General features: G+C 55.4%; 13 protein-coding genes. 8 read left to right on the top strand and 5 right to left on the bottom strand.

Annotated features, from left to right (window positions below; genetic code table 11):
• Window positions 1–39: 39 nt before the first annotated feature.
• Window positions 40–705: an outer membrane lipoprotein periplasmic chaperone LolA gene (gene lolA / locus SR894_RS05625; protein WP_133733367.1), complete on the bottom strand. Its 666-nt coding sequence runs from the start codon at window positions 703–705 to the stop codon at window positions 40–42.
• Window positions 706–843: 138 nt separating this feature from the next.
• Window positions 844–4,131: a DNA translocase FtsK gene (locus SR894_RS05620; RefSeq protein ID WP_223287785.1), complete on the bottom strand. Its 3,288-nt coding sequence runs from the start codon at window positions 4,129–4,131 to the stop codon at window positions 844–846.
• 145 nt (window positions 4,132–4,276) lie between these two features.
• On the opposite strand from SR894_RS05620, the gene aat reads away from it, so the two are divergent.
• The 3 genes from aat to infA all read left to right on the top strand — a co-directional run bounded on the left by aat (window position 4,277) and on the right by infA (window position 6,171).
• Entirely contained in the window at window positions 4,277–5,023 is a 747-nt protein-coding gene (gene aat, locus SR894_RS05615) for a leucyl/phenylalanyl-tRNA--protein transferase (protein ID WP_223287786.1), read from the top strand.
• Between the two features lie 63 nt (window positions 5,024–5,086).
• Complete coding sequence (locus tag SR894_RS05610; protein ID WP_223287787.1) at window positions 5,087–5,821, top strand: arginyltransferase; 735 nt, start codon at window positions 5,087–5,089, stop codon at window positions 5,819–5,821.
• Between the two features lie 131 nt (window positions 5,822–5,952).
• Window positions 5,953–6,171 (top strand): translation initiation factor IF-1, encoded by a 219-nt coding sequence (infA, locus tag SR894_RS05605; RefSeq protein ID WP_007111068.1) that lies wholly within the window; start codon window positions 5,953–5,955, stop codon window positions 6,169–6,171.
• 180 nt (window positions 6,172–6,351) lie between these two features.
• Here infA and clpA read toward each other — a convergent pair whose 3' ends face one another.
• From clpA to SR894_RS05590, 3 genes are all read right to left on the bottom strand, one after another.
• A complete protein-coding gene (gene clpA, locus SR894_RS05600) occupies window positions 6,352–8,628 on the bottom strand; it encodes an ATP-dependent Clp protease ATP-binding subunit ClpA (RefSeq protein WP_223287788.1) in 2,277 nt (758 codons plus the stop codon).
• A gap of 139 nt (window positions 8,629–8,767) precedes the next feature.
• Complete coding sequence (clpS, locus tag SR894_RS05595) at window positions 8,768–9,076, bottom strand: ATP-dependent Clp protease adapter ClpS (protein WP_035538640.1); 309 nt, start codon at window positions 9,074–9,076, stop codon at window positions 8,768–8,770.
• Window positions 9,077–9,432: 356 nt separating this feature from the next.
• The gene (locus SR894_RS05590) at window positions 9,433–11,670 is read right to left on the bottom strand and encodes an NADP-dependent isocitrate dehydrogenase (RefSeq protein WP_223287789.1); all 2,238 of its coding nucleotides are present in this window, start codon (window positions 11,668–11,670) and stop codon (window positions 9,433–9,435) included.
• A 264-nt stretch (window positions 11,671–11,934) separates the two neighbouring features.
• Here SR894_RS05590 and SR894_RS05585 point away from each other — a divergent pair, with 264 nt between their 5' ends.
• The 5 genes from SR894_RS05585 (at window position 11,935) to purB (ending at window position 16,390) form a co-directional block, all read left to right on the top strand.
• A complete protein-coding gene (locus SR894_RS05585; protein WP_133733361.1) occupies window positions 11,935–12,567 on the top strand; it encodes a pseudouridine synthase in 633 nt (210 codons plus the stop codon).
• Complete coding sequence (locus SR894_RS05580; protein ID WP_133733360.1) at window positions 12,567–13,007, top strand: NUDIX hydrolase; 441 nt, start codon at window positions 12,567–12,569, stop codon at window positions 13,005–13,007. Before SR894_RS05585 ends, SR894_RS05580 begins: the two co-directional genes overlap by 1 nt.
• Window positions 13,008–13,095: 88 nt before the next feature.
• Window positions 13,096–14,271, top strand: a complete 1,176-nt coding sequence (gene mnmA, locus SR894_RS05575) for a tRNA 2-thiouridine(34) synthase MnmA (RefSeq protein WP_422822648.1) — start codon at window positions 13,096–13,098, stop codon at window positions 14,269–14,271.
• Window positions 14,268–14,909, top strand: a complete 642-nt coding sequence (gene hflD / locus SR894_RS05570) for a high frequency lysogenization protein HflD (RefSeq protein ID WP_088701115.1) — start codon at window positions 14,268–14,270, stop codon at window positions 14,907–14,909. The genes mnmA and hflD overlap by 4 nt, the downstream gene beginning before the upstream one ends.
• Window positions 14,910–15,004: 95 nt before the next feature.
• Window positions 15,005–16,390 (top strand): adenylosuccinate lyase, encoded by a 1,386-nt coding sequence (gene purB, locus SR894_RS05565; protein ID WP_133733357.1) that lies wholly within the window; start codon window positions 15,005–15,007, stop codon window positions 16,388–16,390.
• Window positions 16,391–16,433 lie beyond the last annotated feature (43 nt).

Below are 16,433 nucleotides of genomic sequence, written 5' to 3'. Positions count from 1 at the left end.
CACTCCACGCTCCACCCCCTCACTCTTCACGATTAACCCCTACAGCTCTTCGCGAATTACATCGGTACCTTCAGGGATTTCAAAATCAAACATGTCCCGAGCAATCTCGCCATTGAGAGTAATATTGCTAAAGGTAATCGAGGTGCGCTGGCCGGTACTATCCATCATCCATAGCTCGGTTAATGTGTCGGCATCGAACACCATACTCAACTCTTCAAACAGCGTATCCGCAGAAATAGGCACCAGGGTAAAGACATCTTCTCCCCCATCCTGCTCGTAGAAAACCTCGTAGCTATCGGTTAAATCGTCCGCGCTACCTGACAGCAATAACGCAGGGGTATGGGTGACCCGATCATCCATCTCTTGAACGGTGACTTGCTCAAGGTCGGGATCGTACATATACACATCGTCGCCGTCGGAGACCACGGTTTGAGAGTACGGGGCTTCAACTTCCCAACGCAGCATACCGGGGCGGGACAACCACATCTCGCCGCGCGCGCTTTGGAGACGCTCGCCGCTGCCATCAAGAATCTGCTGCTCAAAAGCCGCTTGATAGCGCTCAAGTGGATCCAGTCGCTCGGTCAAACGTTCGGCTGCATCATCCGCCCAAGCGGGAGCACCAAAGGTTAACCCCAAGGCGCTGGCCGCAAATGCCAGTTGTGGCGCCCCCAGTGATGACGGACGTTTTGTTTGCGTATCGCGCATATGATCTCCCTAGGCAAACGTTGCCAGATATTAATACTTGAGGCCGGCTTAACCGTCCATGTGACCTTCAGACGTAAAAAACGCCGCAGGGTTTCACCTGCGGCGCTACTTTCACGCTTATTGCATAATTGCGCGCGGTTAGTGGCCCACCGGCGGCGGAGCTAGCACTTCCCGCGCGCCGTTGGTGCCCATTGATGTCACCACTCCAGCACCCTCCATGGCTTCAACCAAGCGAGCGGCCCGATTATAGCCAATTTTAAAGCGACGCTGCACGGCGGAAATCGAGGCTTTGCGTGTTTCAGTAACAAACTGAACGGCTTCATCGTAGAGCGCATCCTGCTCCGCATCGTCGCCATCCACTCCTTCAGCCTCAAGACCCGTTAAGGCATCGGCAGAGACGCCGCCGGACAGGATCTCTTCGATGTATTCAGGCGCGCCACGACGCTTCCAGTCATCGACCACCCGGTGTACTTCGTCATCATCCACAAAGGCACCGTGGATGCGGTTAGGTGGCCCAGAACCTGCGGGCAGATAGAGCATGTCACCATGCCCCAACAGGCTTTCAGCGCCGCCCTGGTCAAGAATAGTGCGCGAATCAATTCTGGAGGAGACCTGAAACGCCATCCTTGACGGGATGTTGGCTTTAATCAAGCCAGTCACTACGTCCACCGAGGGGCGCTGGGTAGCCAGAATCAAATGGATACCCGCAGCACGTGCCTTTTGCGCTAGACGGGCAATCAGCTCTTCGACCTTTTTGCCGACGATCATAAACATATCGGCAAACTCGTCGATCACCACGACGATGTAGGGCAGTTTTTCCAACACTGGGTGCGGCTGATGCACTTCCCAGGGCTGCGGTTCCCAAAGCGGGTCTGCCACTTGGGCACCGGCGCGCTCCGCTTCATCCAAACGGCCATTGAAGCCCGCAATATTACGCACCCCCATGGCTGCCATTAGCTTGTAGCGGCGTTCCATCTCGGCCACACACCAGCGCAGGCTGTTGGCCGCCTCTTTCATATCGGTAACTACGGGTGCCAGCAGATGGGGAATGCCGTCATACACCGAAAGCTCCAACATTTTCGGGTCGACCATGATCAGCTTTAGCTCGCTGGGCTTGGCTTTCAGCAGCATCGAGATCAGCATGGCGTTCACACCCACCGATTTACCGGAGCCTGTGGTACCGGCCACTAACAGGTGGGGCATCTTGCCCAGATTGGCGACCACAGGGCTGCCGCCAATATCCTGACCTAGCGCCATGGTTAGCGGAGAGGTCTCCTGCTGATAACGATCAGAGTCGATGACTTCGCGAAGGCGAATCATGGCGCGATTGGGGTTAGGTATTTCAATCCCCACCGTGGGGCGACCTGGAATCACCTCCACTACCCGCACGCTCTTCACCATCAGTGAGCGCGCCAGGTCTTTGGCAAGGTTGCTGATTTTAGACACTTTGACGCCCGCAGCGGGCTTGATCTCAAAGCGGGTGATCACCGGCCCAGGCCAGGTATCCACCACTTCCGCTTTGACGCCGTATTCGCGCAGCCGCACTTCAAGCAGCTCGGCCATATCCGCCAACTGCTCGTCACTATAATTGGGCTGATGCGGCTCTGCGGGTGTCAGCAGCTGCAGGCTAGGCACGTCGCCTTCAGGCTCGTCCATAGTTTCAAAAGCAGGCCGCTGGCTCTGCAAGTGCTCCACGGTCCACAGGGCGGGGCCTTCATCAGCTTCGGGCGTGGTGCTGTTATCGGGTTCGAAGGTGGGTTCCTGGCGCGTTGCTGGGGCTGGCGTGGGCGGAGGAGTAGCCATTGCGTGCGCGTCGCCATCGCGGCCTTGGGCATACAGCTCATCGTCCATCTCTTCATCGTCCCAAACAGGCTCAGGCACTACCTCCGCTACACGCTCAGGTTTACGTTCGGGCTCAGGCGCGGAAACACGCTCAGGGCGCCATGCAGTATCAGTTTCGCCGATATGTGGCTCGTCAATACGCGGTTCGGCCTCGTAACTGCTGGGATCAGCGGTGAGTGACGGCTCACTGCGGCGTTCAACGGGCGTTGGCGGAACATGCTCCTTCTCATCAGACGTTTCGTCGCTGACAAAGAAGTTATTCGAGGCAGGCGCCGCGGGCTCATCTTGACGCGAGGCGCGCAGCGGGAAGGACGTTTCGGCTTCCTTGGGCTCACCCTCTGGCTGAGGCGTTGCTGTCGGTGCTTCAGGCTGCACAAAGGCATTTTCCCGCGGCGCCGGTGGGGCCGTCGCTTTCTCCTCTTCTGCCGTTTTAGCCGCTGGCGTCACTGACGGCGCCGTTGCAGGCGCTGAAACCGTCGGCTCCGCGGCGGGAGTCGAAGAGATAGGCGCGGGTGTTTTAGCAGGTACATGCTTATTACTTGAAAACGCCGCGGCTTCCCAGGGAATCGAAGTGTCCGTGGTCTCACTGCTCTTTGCAGGAGTCGCTTCTGACCCACTGCTTTCTGAATAGCTGCTCGCCTCACTGCTGGAAAGTGGCACAGAGAAGCCTGGCTCACGGCGTTCGCGGCCACTAGGGCTTTTACCGACTGGCTCTGCCGCGGGCTTTATCTCGGCGGGTGCAGCTTCTGACTTAGCCTCAGGTACTACGTGAGGCCTAGTTTCTTGAGAATTAGCTTCTTGAGACTGAACTTCAGGCGCTGCTTGTTGTTTGGGCGCAGGCTTGGCAGCTTTAGCAGCTGCTCTCTGAGCATCGCGCATGCGGCGCGATTGACGACGTGCCGATAACCAGCCACCCAGACGACATACCCGCTTGCCGAGCTCATCCGCTACCTGCAGCCAGGACATACCGCTAAACAGCGGAAAGCCGCTTAAGATCAACGCTGCGGCAATTAAGCCAACGCCACCACTTCCTACTAGAGGCCTTAACGCACCGACCAGACCTTCGCCCAAAATACCGCCTGAGGCGTAGGGTAGTATGCTCTCGGGATGATAGAAGTGCAGCGCCCCCAGCATGGTGGTGCCGAATATAAGTAGAACCAAGCCACCCGCATGCACAGCGATGGCCACCGGGTCGAGCTCAAAACGTACCTGGCGTGAACGAATCAACCACCAGGCGGCAAAACCAAACATACCCGGCCACCACAGAGCACTGGCGCCAAGCAGTGAATAGAGGACATCGGCCAACCAGGCGCCTACTTGGCCCATCCAGTTACGAACCTCTGTTTCCGGCCCCTGATAGGACCAGCCTGGATCGGACGGGTGGTAGCTAAATAGCGCTAATAATAAAAATACACACAGCGCCAGCAGTATCACCACTACGCCTTCGCGTACGGAGCCTTGTAAGCGCAGGCCAAAACGGCGAGCCTTATCCTTTGCGGCGTTAACACGCGCAGAAGAAGCCGATGATGGTGTTTGACGCGCGCTACGCTGCGTTCGCTTGTTTACTGCTTTATTCACTTTCAAGCGACTCTCCCTTTACACCTCAATGGCGTCTTTAATCCACTTGCGAGTTTGCATGATACCGAGCATCCTTCCGCCGTTACAGAGCTGCTAGCTATTCGCCCGGTACTGTCTACCCAGTACAAGAACGTCGTAACAGGAGCAAGTAATGCTACCTTGGCTTTCCTCGCCACATCCTACATTTCCATCTACACATAGGGCACTGGACTCCCCCAATGGCCTACTGGCCGCCGGCGGCGAACTCTCCCCCACTTGGCTGGTAGAAGCCTATCGGCAGGGTATATTTCCCTGGTTCAGCGACGAAGACCCCATTTTATGGTGGAGTCCAGACCCGCGCATGATACTCCTACCAGAGCAATTTAAGCAGCGTCGTAGCCTAACCAAACGATTACGCCATGGTGGCTTCCAAGTCACCCTGGATCAACACTTCGACCAGGTGATACAGGCCTGCGCTGCACCGCGTGGTGAAGATAATGGCACCTGGATCACCGACGAAATGCGCGAAGCCTACAGCCTGCTGCATGCCCTGGGCATTGCCCATAGCATTGAAGTGCATCAAGGCGGCCAGTTGGTGGGCGGGCTGTATGGCATCGCCATGGGCCCGGTGTTTTTCGGCGAGTCGATGTTTTCCCGCGCACCGGATGCCTCGAAGGTAGCGCTGGCCCACCTCACCAGGGCGATGCACGAACATGGCGGAAAACTCATCGACTGCCAAATGCACACGCCTCACCTGGCAAGCCTGGGCGCTATTACAGTCGCTCGCGAGGCATTCATCAACTATCTTAAAAACTGGTTACCCGATAAGGCGTTTACGTTTACCACATCACCCATTGAGGCACCTACAGTTCCTGCATCGCGCTGGCTTCAGGCGATTGCCACCGAAGGTAATGCGTAGTGATGAACCATAGTGACGAACTTATTCTGTTCCAACCATTTGCTTACAACGAGGAGGCAGGCCGTGAGTAGTAACACTCCGCGTCGGCCGGTGCGGGATTTGCGCTTTTTCCTTACCGTGCCGCATGCCTGTAGCTATTTACCCGGCAGGGAAGCGACAACGCTATTTCTTGACCCTCAGGAGTCGCCCGTCCCAGGCGTGTACGACTCGTTGGCGCTATTAGGGTTTCGTCGCAGTGGGCGCCATCTTTACCGCCCTCACTGTGAGGGTTGCAACGCCTGCCGCTCAGTGCGCATCCCGGTTGGACAGTTTGCAGCTAACCGAACCCAGCGTAAAATTTGGCGCCGCAACGCCGATATAAGCGTTCGTGTCGTGCCCGCTCACTTTGCATCCAGCCACTACTCACTTTACGCTAACTACATTCAACAGCGCCATGCTGACGGCGATATGTACCCACCTAGTCGTGAGCAGTACCGCACCTTTCTGACCCTTGATGAGCCCTATGCCCATCTAATGGAGATGTATCTCGACGACGAACTGGTTGGTGTGGCTGCCTTCGATCAACTGGAGCATGGGCTATCGGCAATCTACACCTTCTTTGCCGTTAGCGAGGCCCTGGAAAAGCGCTCACTAGGGACTTTTGCCATTCTCCAGCTCATTGAGCTGAGCAGAGAAAAAGCGCTGCCGCACCTTTATTTAGGGTATTGGATCGAAGAGTGCCGTAAGATGCGCTACAAACAGGCTTTCGCGCCATTGGAAATACTCGATGGACGCCATTGGCGGCCGCTGATTCGCTAAAAATGCCAGCTTTTTTGCCTTGACGGCGGGCTTCCGGCACAATATAGCGCTGTTTATTGAGCGCCCATCTTGCGGCACTCAAATTCTGACCGATTATTACATTACTAACTCATCAGTGAGGACATGCCTATATGGCACGCGAAGATCATATTGAAATGGAAGGCGTTATCGTCGATACCCTTCCGAACACCATGTTTCGGGTTGAGCTGGAAAACGGTCACGTTGTTACCGCTCATATCTCCGGTAAAATGCGCAAAAACTATATCCGCATTCTGACCGGCGACAAGGTAAAAGTAGAGCTAACACCTTACGACCTGTCCAAAGGCCGTATCGTTTACCGTTCGCGCTAAGTCGTTGCACTGTTAACGCGTTCGGCTGGTCTCAGCTGTTTCCATAGTCTGTTCCCATAGACAGCGCCGTTCAGCGTCAATGGCTGTTCACTAAAAACGACAACGCCCCGTCAATGACAGGGCGCTGCGTTTTTACGCATCTAGCATGATGATGGCTTTTAGCGCGGCTTAGCGCCCTTTTCAGGGCGCATCTGCCATTTCAGTCTCTGTGGAAAGGTGCAACTCGCCCTCTTCCAGACTGACGTGGACGATACCGCCCTGGTCAGCCAATTCGCCAAACAGAATCATCTCGGCTAACGGCTTCTTCAGCTTCTCTTGAATGAGCCGCGCCATTGGACGTGCGCCCATGTCAGGATCGTAGCCTTTATCGGCCAGCCAATCCCGCGCCATGTCGTCCACATCCAGCTGAACACGCTTCTCATCCAACTGCGCCTGCAGCTCGATCAAGAACTTGTCGACCACATTGCGTACCACCGAAACCGGTAGCGCGTGGAACTGAATGATGCCGTCCAGGCGGTTACGGAACTCCGGCGAGAAGGTGCGACGAATCACTTCCATGGCATCGGTGGAATGATCTTGATGCTGGAAGCCGATAGAGCGGCGCGACGCCTGCTCCGCACCAGCGTTTGAGGTCATGATCACGATAACGTGGCGGAAGTCCGCTTCACGCCCATTGTTGTCCGTTAAGCGGCCATGATCCATGACCTGCAGCAGCAGGTTAAAGACTTCCGGGTGCGCTTTCTCAATCTCATCCAACAACAACACACAGTGAGGCTGCTTGGTCACCGCTTCGGTCAGCAGACCACCCTGGTCGTAACCGACGTAGCCCGGAGGCGCACCAATCAAGCGCGATACGGTGTGGCGCTCCATATACTCAGACATATCAAAGCGCACCAGCTCAATGCCCATGATATGCGCAAGCTGCTTGGCCACTTCGGTTTTACCCACACCGGTGGGGCCTGCAAACAGGAAGCTACCGACGGGCTTATCGGGAGATTTAAGCCCTGCCCGGGAGAGCTTGATGGCCGCAGAGAGACTATCAATCGCCTCATCCTGACCGAACACCAGCATCTTCAGGTCACGATCCAGCTTCTCGAGCAGCTTGCGGTCTGAGCTTGAAACACTCTTCGGTGGGATACGTGCAATGGACGCCACCACGGCTTCCACTTGCTCAACATCGATCGTCTTGGCGCGCATTTCTGGCGGCAATAGACGCTGGTGAGCCCCCGCCTCGTCAATTACATCAATCGCTTTGTCGGGCAGGAAGCGGTCATTGATATAGCGATCCGCTAAGCGCGCTGCGCTTTCAAGCGCTCCATCGGTGTACTTAAGTTCGTGGTGCTCTTCAAAGCGTGAACGTAGCCCTTTGAGGATCTTGATGGTGTCCTCCACCGACGGCGCCATCACATCCACTTTCTGGAAGCGCCGTGCCAGGGCACGATCTTTCTCAAAGATACCGCGGAACTCCTGGAACGTGGTCGAACCAATACAACGCAGCTCGCCCGAGGAGAGCAATGGTTTGAGTAGGTTGGACGCATCCATCACGCCACCAGACGCGGCACCTGCACCAATCACGGTGTGAATCTCATCGATGAACAGCACCGCGTTAGGCTGCTTGCGCAGTTCGCTCAGCAGGCTTTTGAGGCGTTTTTCAAAATCACCACGGTACTTGGTACCGGCCAGTAACGCGCCCATATCCAGTGAGTAGACCACTGCATCGGCTATAACATCAGGAACGTCTTCTTCAACGATACGCTTGGCCAGGCCTTCGGCCACCGCGGTTTTACCCACGCCCGCTTCACCGACCAGCAGCGGATTATTCTTGCGCCGCCGGGCCAGGATTTGCACCACGCGCTCAAGCTCGTGGTCACGGCCAATCAGCGGATCAATTTTACCCAGCCGAGCCTGTTCATTCAGGTTGGTTGCGTAGCCGGTGAGCGGGTGAGCAGCGCCCTCATTGCCGCCCTCTTCCGCGTCTTCACTCTCTGATGAAGAGGGGGCGGGAGAAGGCCCGTGACCAGCCACTTTGGAGATGCCGTGGGCGATGTAGTTGACCGCATCGACCCTTGCAACGCTCTGCTGCTTAAGGAAGTACACCGCCTGACTCTCCTGCTCGGAGAATATCGCCACCAGCACGTTGGCGCCGGAAACTTCACTTTTGCCAGATGACTGAACGTGGAAGACCGCCCGCTGTAAAACACGCTGAAAACCAAGCGTTGGCTGGGTCTCACGATCACCCTGGCCTTCAGGAATCAGCGGCGTCGTCGAGTTAATAAAATCCTGCAGATCGGACCGCAGCTTGTCGAGGTTCGCCCCACAGGCCTTCAGTACGTCTACCGCTGAGGCATTATCTAGCAACGCTAGCAGCAGGTGCTCAACGGTCATAAACTCATGGCGCTTTGAACGCGCCACGGTGAAGGCCGTGTTCAGGGTCATTTCAAGTTCTTTGCTCAGCATGGCAGTCCCCTTTTCGCTACTACCTAGGGCGTATCGCCACCTAGGGCTTGCGTCGGATCAGTTTAATCGACCGGCACTCTCAACATCGGGTACAAATGGCACGGTTGCAAGCCTCGCCACCAATTATTTCTCAACGTTTCTAATTGGCAGCCTCAATATCACTTATCAACGGGTGCTCACACTCACGGGCATATTCGTTAACCTGATAGCTTTTTGTCTCGGCTATATCGCGTGTAAACACGCCGCAAGTGCCCTTTCCTTGGGTATGTACGGCGAGCATAACCTGCACGGCCGTCTCGCTATCCATATTGAAAAAATCTTGCAGCACTTCAATGACAAATTCCATCGGCGTGTAATCGTCATTATGAAGCACCACCTTATAAAGCGGCGGTTGCGCCAGCGCCGGTTCTGCTGACTGCACCGCTATGTCGCCATCTTCATCGGGCATATTTGGCCGTGTCATTCCCGCCTGGGCAGGTAGCACGGTCAAGCATGAACTATCTAGTTTGGGCATAAGCAGCACGGTTGGTTGTCTCGCCACTGACCGATGGAAGCGTCTAAATGATGTTGTCTACATTTCAGACGCTGCCGATCAGCAAGGGTTCATGGAAAATTCAAAATTAACATATTAAACAAGACAAAAAACCCTCGCCCACAACGATGGGCGAGGGATATCACAGCGTTTTCATGCGCAGCGGTCTCACAAGCCGCACAAAGTGCTTGTGAAACCTTGGCTTTTAAAACCCTGTCTCTTGAAAACTTAGATGTAAAAACCCGGCTTCAAAAAACCTGATCTTTAACAACTTAGTCGTTTGCCACCATAGCAAGCGCTTCGTTGAGCGTTTTGCTCGGCCGCATGACCTGGCTAGCCAACTCGCCATTGGGGTGATAGTAGCCCTTAAGGTCAACGGGCTGCCCTTGAACGCTATTAAGTTCATCGATAATAGTCGCTTCGTTGGCTTTCAGCGTTTCTACAAGGCGGGCAAAGCGTTTTTTCAGCTCAGCGTCTTGATCTTGAGCCGCCAACGCTTCTGCCCAGTAAAGTGCCAGGTAGAAATGGCTTCCTCGGTTGTCCAGCTCACCCACTTTGCGTGACGGTGACTTGTTACTTTCGAGGAACTTGCCGTTAGCTTCATCCAGCGCTTTCGCCAGCAGCTTAGCACGGTCATTGCCAAAGCGTTTAGCGAGGTGCTCCAAGGAGGCCACCAGCGCCAGGAACTCGCCAAGACTGTCCCAACGTAGGTGATTCTCTTCCAGTAGCTGCTGCACGTGCTTAGGTGCGGATCCACCAGCACCGGTTTCAAACAGGCCACCGCCATCCATCAGGGGAACGATAGAGAGCATCTTGGCACTGGTGCCCAACTCAAGAATCGGGAACAGATCCGTCAGGTAATCACGCAGGATGTTACCCGTCACCGAGATAGTATCGAGGCCACGAATCACACGCTCCAGGGTGTAACGCATTGCCCGAACCTGGGACATGATATGGATCTCGAGCCCATCAGTGTCGTGATCCTTGAGGTACGTTTTAACCTTTTTGATCAACTCGTTCTCGTGCGGGCGGTATGGGTCGAGCCAGAACACCGTCGGCATACCCGAATCACGGCAGCGCTCTACTGCCAACTTGACCCAATCGCGAATCGGCGCGTCCTTGACTTGGCACATCCGCCAGATATCGCCCTGCTCCACGTTCTGCGTTAATAGCACCTCACCCGTGTCCAGATCGGTGATATTAGCAACACCATCTTCCGGAATTTCAAAGGTCTTGTCGTGGGAGCCGTACTCTTCGGCTTTTTGCGCCATCAAACCAACGTTGGGTACGGTGCCCATCGTCGCCGGATCAAAAGCACCGTGCCATTTACAGAAATTGATCATTTCCTGATAAATACGCGCGAACGTGGACTCGGGCATAACGGCCTTAACGTCCTTAAGACGACCGTCACCGCCGTACATCTTACCCCCGGCACGAATCATCGCTGGCATCGAAGCATCCACAATCACATCGCTGGGCGAGTGAAAGTTGGTGATACCGCGAGCCGAATCTACCATCGCCAACTCTGGGCGCTTTTCATGGCAGGCGTGCAAGTCGCTGATTATTTCATCACGCTGTGATTCTGACAGCGTCTCTATCTTTTCGTAGAGATTGGCGATGCCATTGTTGACATCGACACCCAACTCTTTGAATAACTCGCCGTGTTTCTCAAAGGCGTCTTTGTAAAAAATCTTGATACAGTGGCCAAACACAATCGGGTGTGAAACCTTCATCATCGTCGCTTTTACGTGCAACGAGAACATCACGCCAGACTTGCGAGCATCTTCTATTTCCTGCTCGTAGAATTCGAGCAATGCTTTTTTGCTCATGAACATACTGTCGATGATCTCGCCTTCGAGTAGCGGGATATTCGATTTGAGCACCTGGGTCTGGCCACTCTTGGTGATCAGCTCCATCTTCACATTGCGCGCACGATCCAGCGTAATGGACTTCTCACCGTCGTAGAAATCGCCCTTATGCATGTGGGAAACGTGGCTACGCGAGGCCTGACTCCACTCACCCATCGAGTGAGGATACTTGCGCGCGTACTCTTTGACGGCCTTCGGCGCACGACGGTCAGAGTTACCTTCGCGCAATACTGGGTTAACCGCGCTGCCTTTGACTTTGTCGTAGCGCGCTTTGATGTCTTTCTCTTCGTCGTTACTTGGCTCGCTAGGATATTCAGGCAGTGGGTAGCCCTGCTCTTGCAGCTCTTTGATCACTGCCCGAAGCTGCGGCATGGAAGCACTGATATTGGGCAACTTGATGATGTTGGCTTCCGGAACCTTGGCCAGGGCACCCAACTCAGCCAAGTGATCCTCAATGCGCTGATCTTCAGTCAAGTAATCAGGAAATAAAGCGAGAACGCGAGCCGCCAGGGAGATATCCCGGGTTTCCACTTCGATACCAGCTGCGTCGGTGAAGGCGTCAATAATCGGTAGCAAAGAATATGTTGCGAGCGCAGGCGCCTCGTCGGTGAGCGTGTAAATGATCTTCGGCGTTTTGGACATTTTGCGTTAACCTCTTTTTTCTATCGCTGTGATTATAAAGACCCTGAGCGACGCGACTCATTCAACGAGAGACCATGCCGCGAAGCAGGCGGGGCCGTTTTATTTGGCTTTATCTAGCCTTATTTAGCTTGCTCAATTATCGATCGGTGGTGATTGAGACGGTTGTTGAGCTGGTTGTTGAAACAGTTTTGAAAAGTATACCAGCGCTGCATTTTAATCACATGAGAGATTGTCGACAAATCAAGGACAGCCCCGAGAGAGATTATGAGCACTCTATATTTATTGCATAAACCCTACCGCATGCTCTCTCAGTTTACCGATAAACAGGCTCGTGCCACATTAGCCGATATCATTACGGTGCCGGGCGTGTACGCCGCTGGACGGCTTGACTACGACTCGGAGGGCCTGTTGCTACTTAGCGATGACGGCGAACTGATTCACCGCATCTCGCACCCGCGGCATAAGCAGCCCAAAACCTACTGGGCTCAGGTGGAAGGCGATATTAGCGAGGCCGCGCTGCAAGCGCTGCGTCAGGGAGTGGCCCTGAAAGATGGCCCAACACAGCCAGCCAAAGTGCGCAGGATAGATCCTCCCACTACCGCGCCGCGCCAACCGGCCATTGACCCCAAGCGCCATCCGTCAACTAGCTGGCTGGAGCTAACCATCAGTGAAGGCCGTAACCGCCAAGTACGCCGCATGACGGCCCATGTCGGTTTTCCAACGCTACGCTTGATTCGCACGGCCATTGGCCCCTGGCGACTGGATGGATTAGCCCCCGGAGAGTGGCGAAAAGAAACCTTGCACGCGCCCCGCCCCGCCAATGCGCCGCCTGGCCGGGGAGCAGGTCAGCGAAAAGAGCAGCGAGCGCGGCCCACCACAAAACGCAGGAAATCCTGATGGATCTTATTCGCAGCACGGCTGCCTGCGTCATTCAGCAAGGCGAGCGCTTTTTAATGGTAGAAGAGCAGCGTGGCGGCCCGAAGAGCGTGTTTAACCAGCCCGCTGGCCATATCGAACCCGGCGAAGGCCCCATGGAGGCCATTCTGCGTGAGGTACTGGAAGAGACTGCCTGGCAGGTATCACTCACCGGCTATCTGGGACTCTACGTTTTTCATACCGAAGGTGGACAGACATTCCATAGCCACGGCTTTATTGCCGAGCCGCTTAATCAACTCGATCTCGCCCTTGACCCCGATATCACTGCCGCCCACTGGTTAACGCTTGAGCAGATACGCGCGTTAGAGCAGCAGGCGCGCCTACGCAGCCCACTGGTACTCAAACGTATTGAGGACGCACTCAGCGGGCCTTGCTATCCGCTGGCGGTGATTCGCGAGTGAAGCACTCGAAGGCATTCCCTCCCATCGTGTATAATCCCTGCCCAAATGCACACTGCTCTTTTGCACACTACTTCTACTGAGGATGCCTATGTCATCCAAGACCGAGTCATCCAATACCGACTCATCCAGCACCGGCTCAACCACTACCGGATCCTCTGCTAACGGTAAAGTGATTGTCGGAATGTCCGGCGGCGTCGACTCGTCCGTTTCCGCCCTTCTCCTCATGCAGCAAGGCTATGAGGTCGAAGGCCTGTTTATGAAAAACTGGGATGAAGACGACGGCACCGAATACTGTACGGCCAAAGAAGATCTCGCCGACGCCGAGGCGGTCTGCGCCAAACTGGGCATTAAACTGCACACCGCCAATTTTGCCGCAGAGTATTGGGATAATGTATTCGAGCACTTTTTAGCCGAATACAAAGCAGGCCGCACGCCCAACCCGGACATTCTGTGTAACCGGGAGATCAAGTTTAAGGTGTTCCTTGAGTACGCCGAAATGCTGGGTGCCGACAAAATCGCCACCGGCCACTATGTGCGCCAGGGCGTGCGTAATGGTCGCCCGCGTCTGCTTAAAGGCCTGGATAGGAATAAAGATCAAAGCTATTTCCTGCATGCGGTGCCGGAAGCCGCGATTGCCCGCACCCTGTTCCCTGTGGGTGAGTTGGAAAAACCCGCCGTGCGTGCGTTAGCAGAACAGTACGAGCTGATTACCGCCAAGAAAAAAGACTCCACCGGGATCTGCTTTATCGGCGAGCGCCGCTTTCGCGACTTCCTGCAGCAGTACCTGCCCGCCCAGCCCGGCACCATTGAAACGCCGGATGGCGATGTCATCGGCGAACATATGGGGCTGATGTACTACACCCTGGGCCAACGTCAAGGTCTAGGCATTGGCGGGCTTGCCAACTATTCCGAAGAGCCCTGGTACGTGGCGGCGAAAGATCTTGATCGCAATGTGCTGGTCGCGGTGCAGGGTAAGCATGACCCGTTGCTCTACTCCGATACGCTGGCCACAGAGGCTATGGATTGGGTGGCAGGTGAGCCGCCGGTCACCCAGGGGCGCTTTACCGCCAAGACGCGCTATCGGCAAAGCGACTGCGGATGTGAAATGCGCGCGCTGCCCGACGGCGGCGTGGAAGTTACCTTCGACGATCCGCAGTGGGCAGTTACCCCAGGCCAATCACTGGTACTTTACGATGGCGACATTTGCTTAGGCGGCGGTGTTATTCGCGCTACCTGGAAGAGAGCCGCGGAGGCCGCTGCATGAATCCTACCACCCCGATTCATCGCGCCCCCGACTCCCCGGCCGCCCGTCAAGCACTTGCTTTGGCGGGCGTGTTTCAGGCCGCCAGTCTGGTTGACGAACTCGCCCGCACCGGCCAGGTCGACCCACGCGCCTGGGAAACGCTGATTGAAGCCACCGTGGATACTAATCCTGCAAGCTTTGAAGCAATTTATGGTGGGCACCCCAACAACTTGCGCCGAGGCCTGGATACCCTGGAAGCCCTGGTAGGGCGCAAACAGGCGAACCCGGTGGTACTGCGTTACGGTTTTTCGCTGCTGATGCTGATGAATAAGCTGCGCACCAATAACGACATGATGGATACGCTGGGGCAAAAATTAACCCGCATTCAGGGCCAGGCTGAACACTTTGGCACTACCCACGAAAACGTGGTCGCCAGCCTGGGGGAAGCGTACCAGGAGACAATCTCCACCTTTAAAACCCGCATTGTGGTTCAGGGCGACCCGTCGCTACTGCAGAGCCGCATGATGCCCGAGCGTGTACGCGCCTGCTTAATGGCCGGCATTCGCTTTGGATTACTGTGGCACCAGCAAGGCGGGCGGCGTTGGAAGCTGGTCTTCCAGCGTAAAGCGCTACGCCGGGCGCTGGACAGTCTCAGCTAGATGCCTAGCGAATCGGCTACTCTGTTATCGACCGACGTCTTCTCAATTAACTTGCTCTCGACTAAATTTCTTTCGAACCTCCTGGAAACGATGCCATGCAACTCTCCGCTTTGACCGCCCTCTCCCCCGTTGACGGCCGCTACGCCACTAAAGCCGCCGCGCTGCGCGAACACTTCAGTGAATTCGGCCTGATTCGCGCCCGCGTGATTGTGGAAGTTCGCTGGCTACAGCGTCTGGCTGAGCACCCGCAAATTATCGAAGTACCAAGACTCTCCGCTGAAGCTACCGCGTTTCTTGAACAGTTGATTCGTGAGTTTTCGCTTGAAGATGCCGAGCGCATTAAAGAGATCGAGCGCACCACCAATCACGACGTCAAAGCGGTTGAGTATTTCCTCAAAGAGAAGATCGCAGGTCAGGCCGAGCTACATGCAGTGACCGAATTCATTCACTTTGCCTGCACCAGTGAAGATATCAACAACCTCTCATACGGTGTGATGCTCAGCGACGGCCTAAATGCCATGCTGCCCACCATGCACGAGGTCGCCGACGACATTGCCCAACTGGCCATTGCCCATGCCGCTCAGCCGATGCTATCGCGTACCCATGGTCAAACCGCAACGCCCACCACCCTGGGCAAAGAGATGGCCAACGTGGCGTATCGTTTAAAGCGCCAGCTCAAGCAGATTGAAGCAGTGGAAGTGCTTGGCAAGATCAATGGTGCCGTGGGCAACTATAACGCCCACCTAACTACCTACCCAGAGATCGACTGGGAAGCCAATGCGCGCACTTTTGTGGAGGGTTTAGGATTAACGTTCAACCCCTATACCACTCAGATCGAGCCTCACGACTACATCGCTGAACTGTTTGATGCCATTTGCCGCTTCAATACGATCCTGATCGACTTCGATCGCGACGTATGGGGCTATATCTCTTTGGGCTACTTTAAGCAGCGCACGGTTGAGGGCGAAATTGGCTCTTCCACTATGCCGCATAAAGTGAACCCGATTGACTTCGAGAACTCCGAGGGCAACCTGGGCCTTGCCAATGCGGTACTTAGCCACCTCGCCCAGAAACTGCCGATCTCGCGCTGGCAGCGTGACCTCACCGATTCCACTGTGCTGCGCAACCTGGGCGTGGGCTTGGCCTATGGCTTGATTGCTTACCACGCCAGTCTGAAAGGTATCAGCAAGCTGGAAGCCAACCCGGAGCGTTTAGACGCTGACCTGGATAACAGCTGGGAAGTGCTTGCCGAGCCTATCCAAACGGTGATGCGCCGCTACGGCATTGAGAAGCCCTATGAAAAACTCAAGCAGCTAACCCGTGGCAAACGTATTGACCAGGCGGGCTTTGCGGCGTTCATTGATACTCTTGAACTGCCCAATGAGGTCAAAACCGAGTTGAAGGCGCTCTCACCGGCCAACTATATTGGTAATGCCCAGGCCCAAGCCGAAGCGCTGACACAACAGCTAAACTCTTTATAACGCTACGTTCATAACGCCACCTTATTACGCCAACTTACTAACG

This window comes from Vreelandella neptunia (assembly GCF_034479615.1).
Lineage (GTDB): Bacteria > Pseudomonadota > Gammaproteobacteria > Pseudomonadales > Halomonadaceae > Vreelandella > Vreelandella neptunia.
The sequence above is the reverse complement of the archived record's forward strand: the minus strand, read 5'-3'. Positions and strand labels throughout refer to the sequence as shown.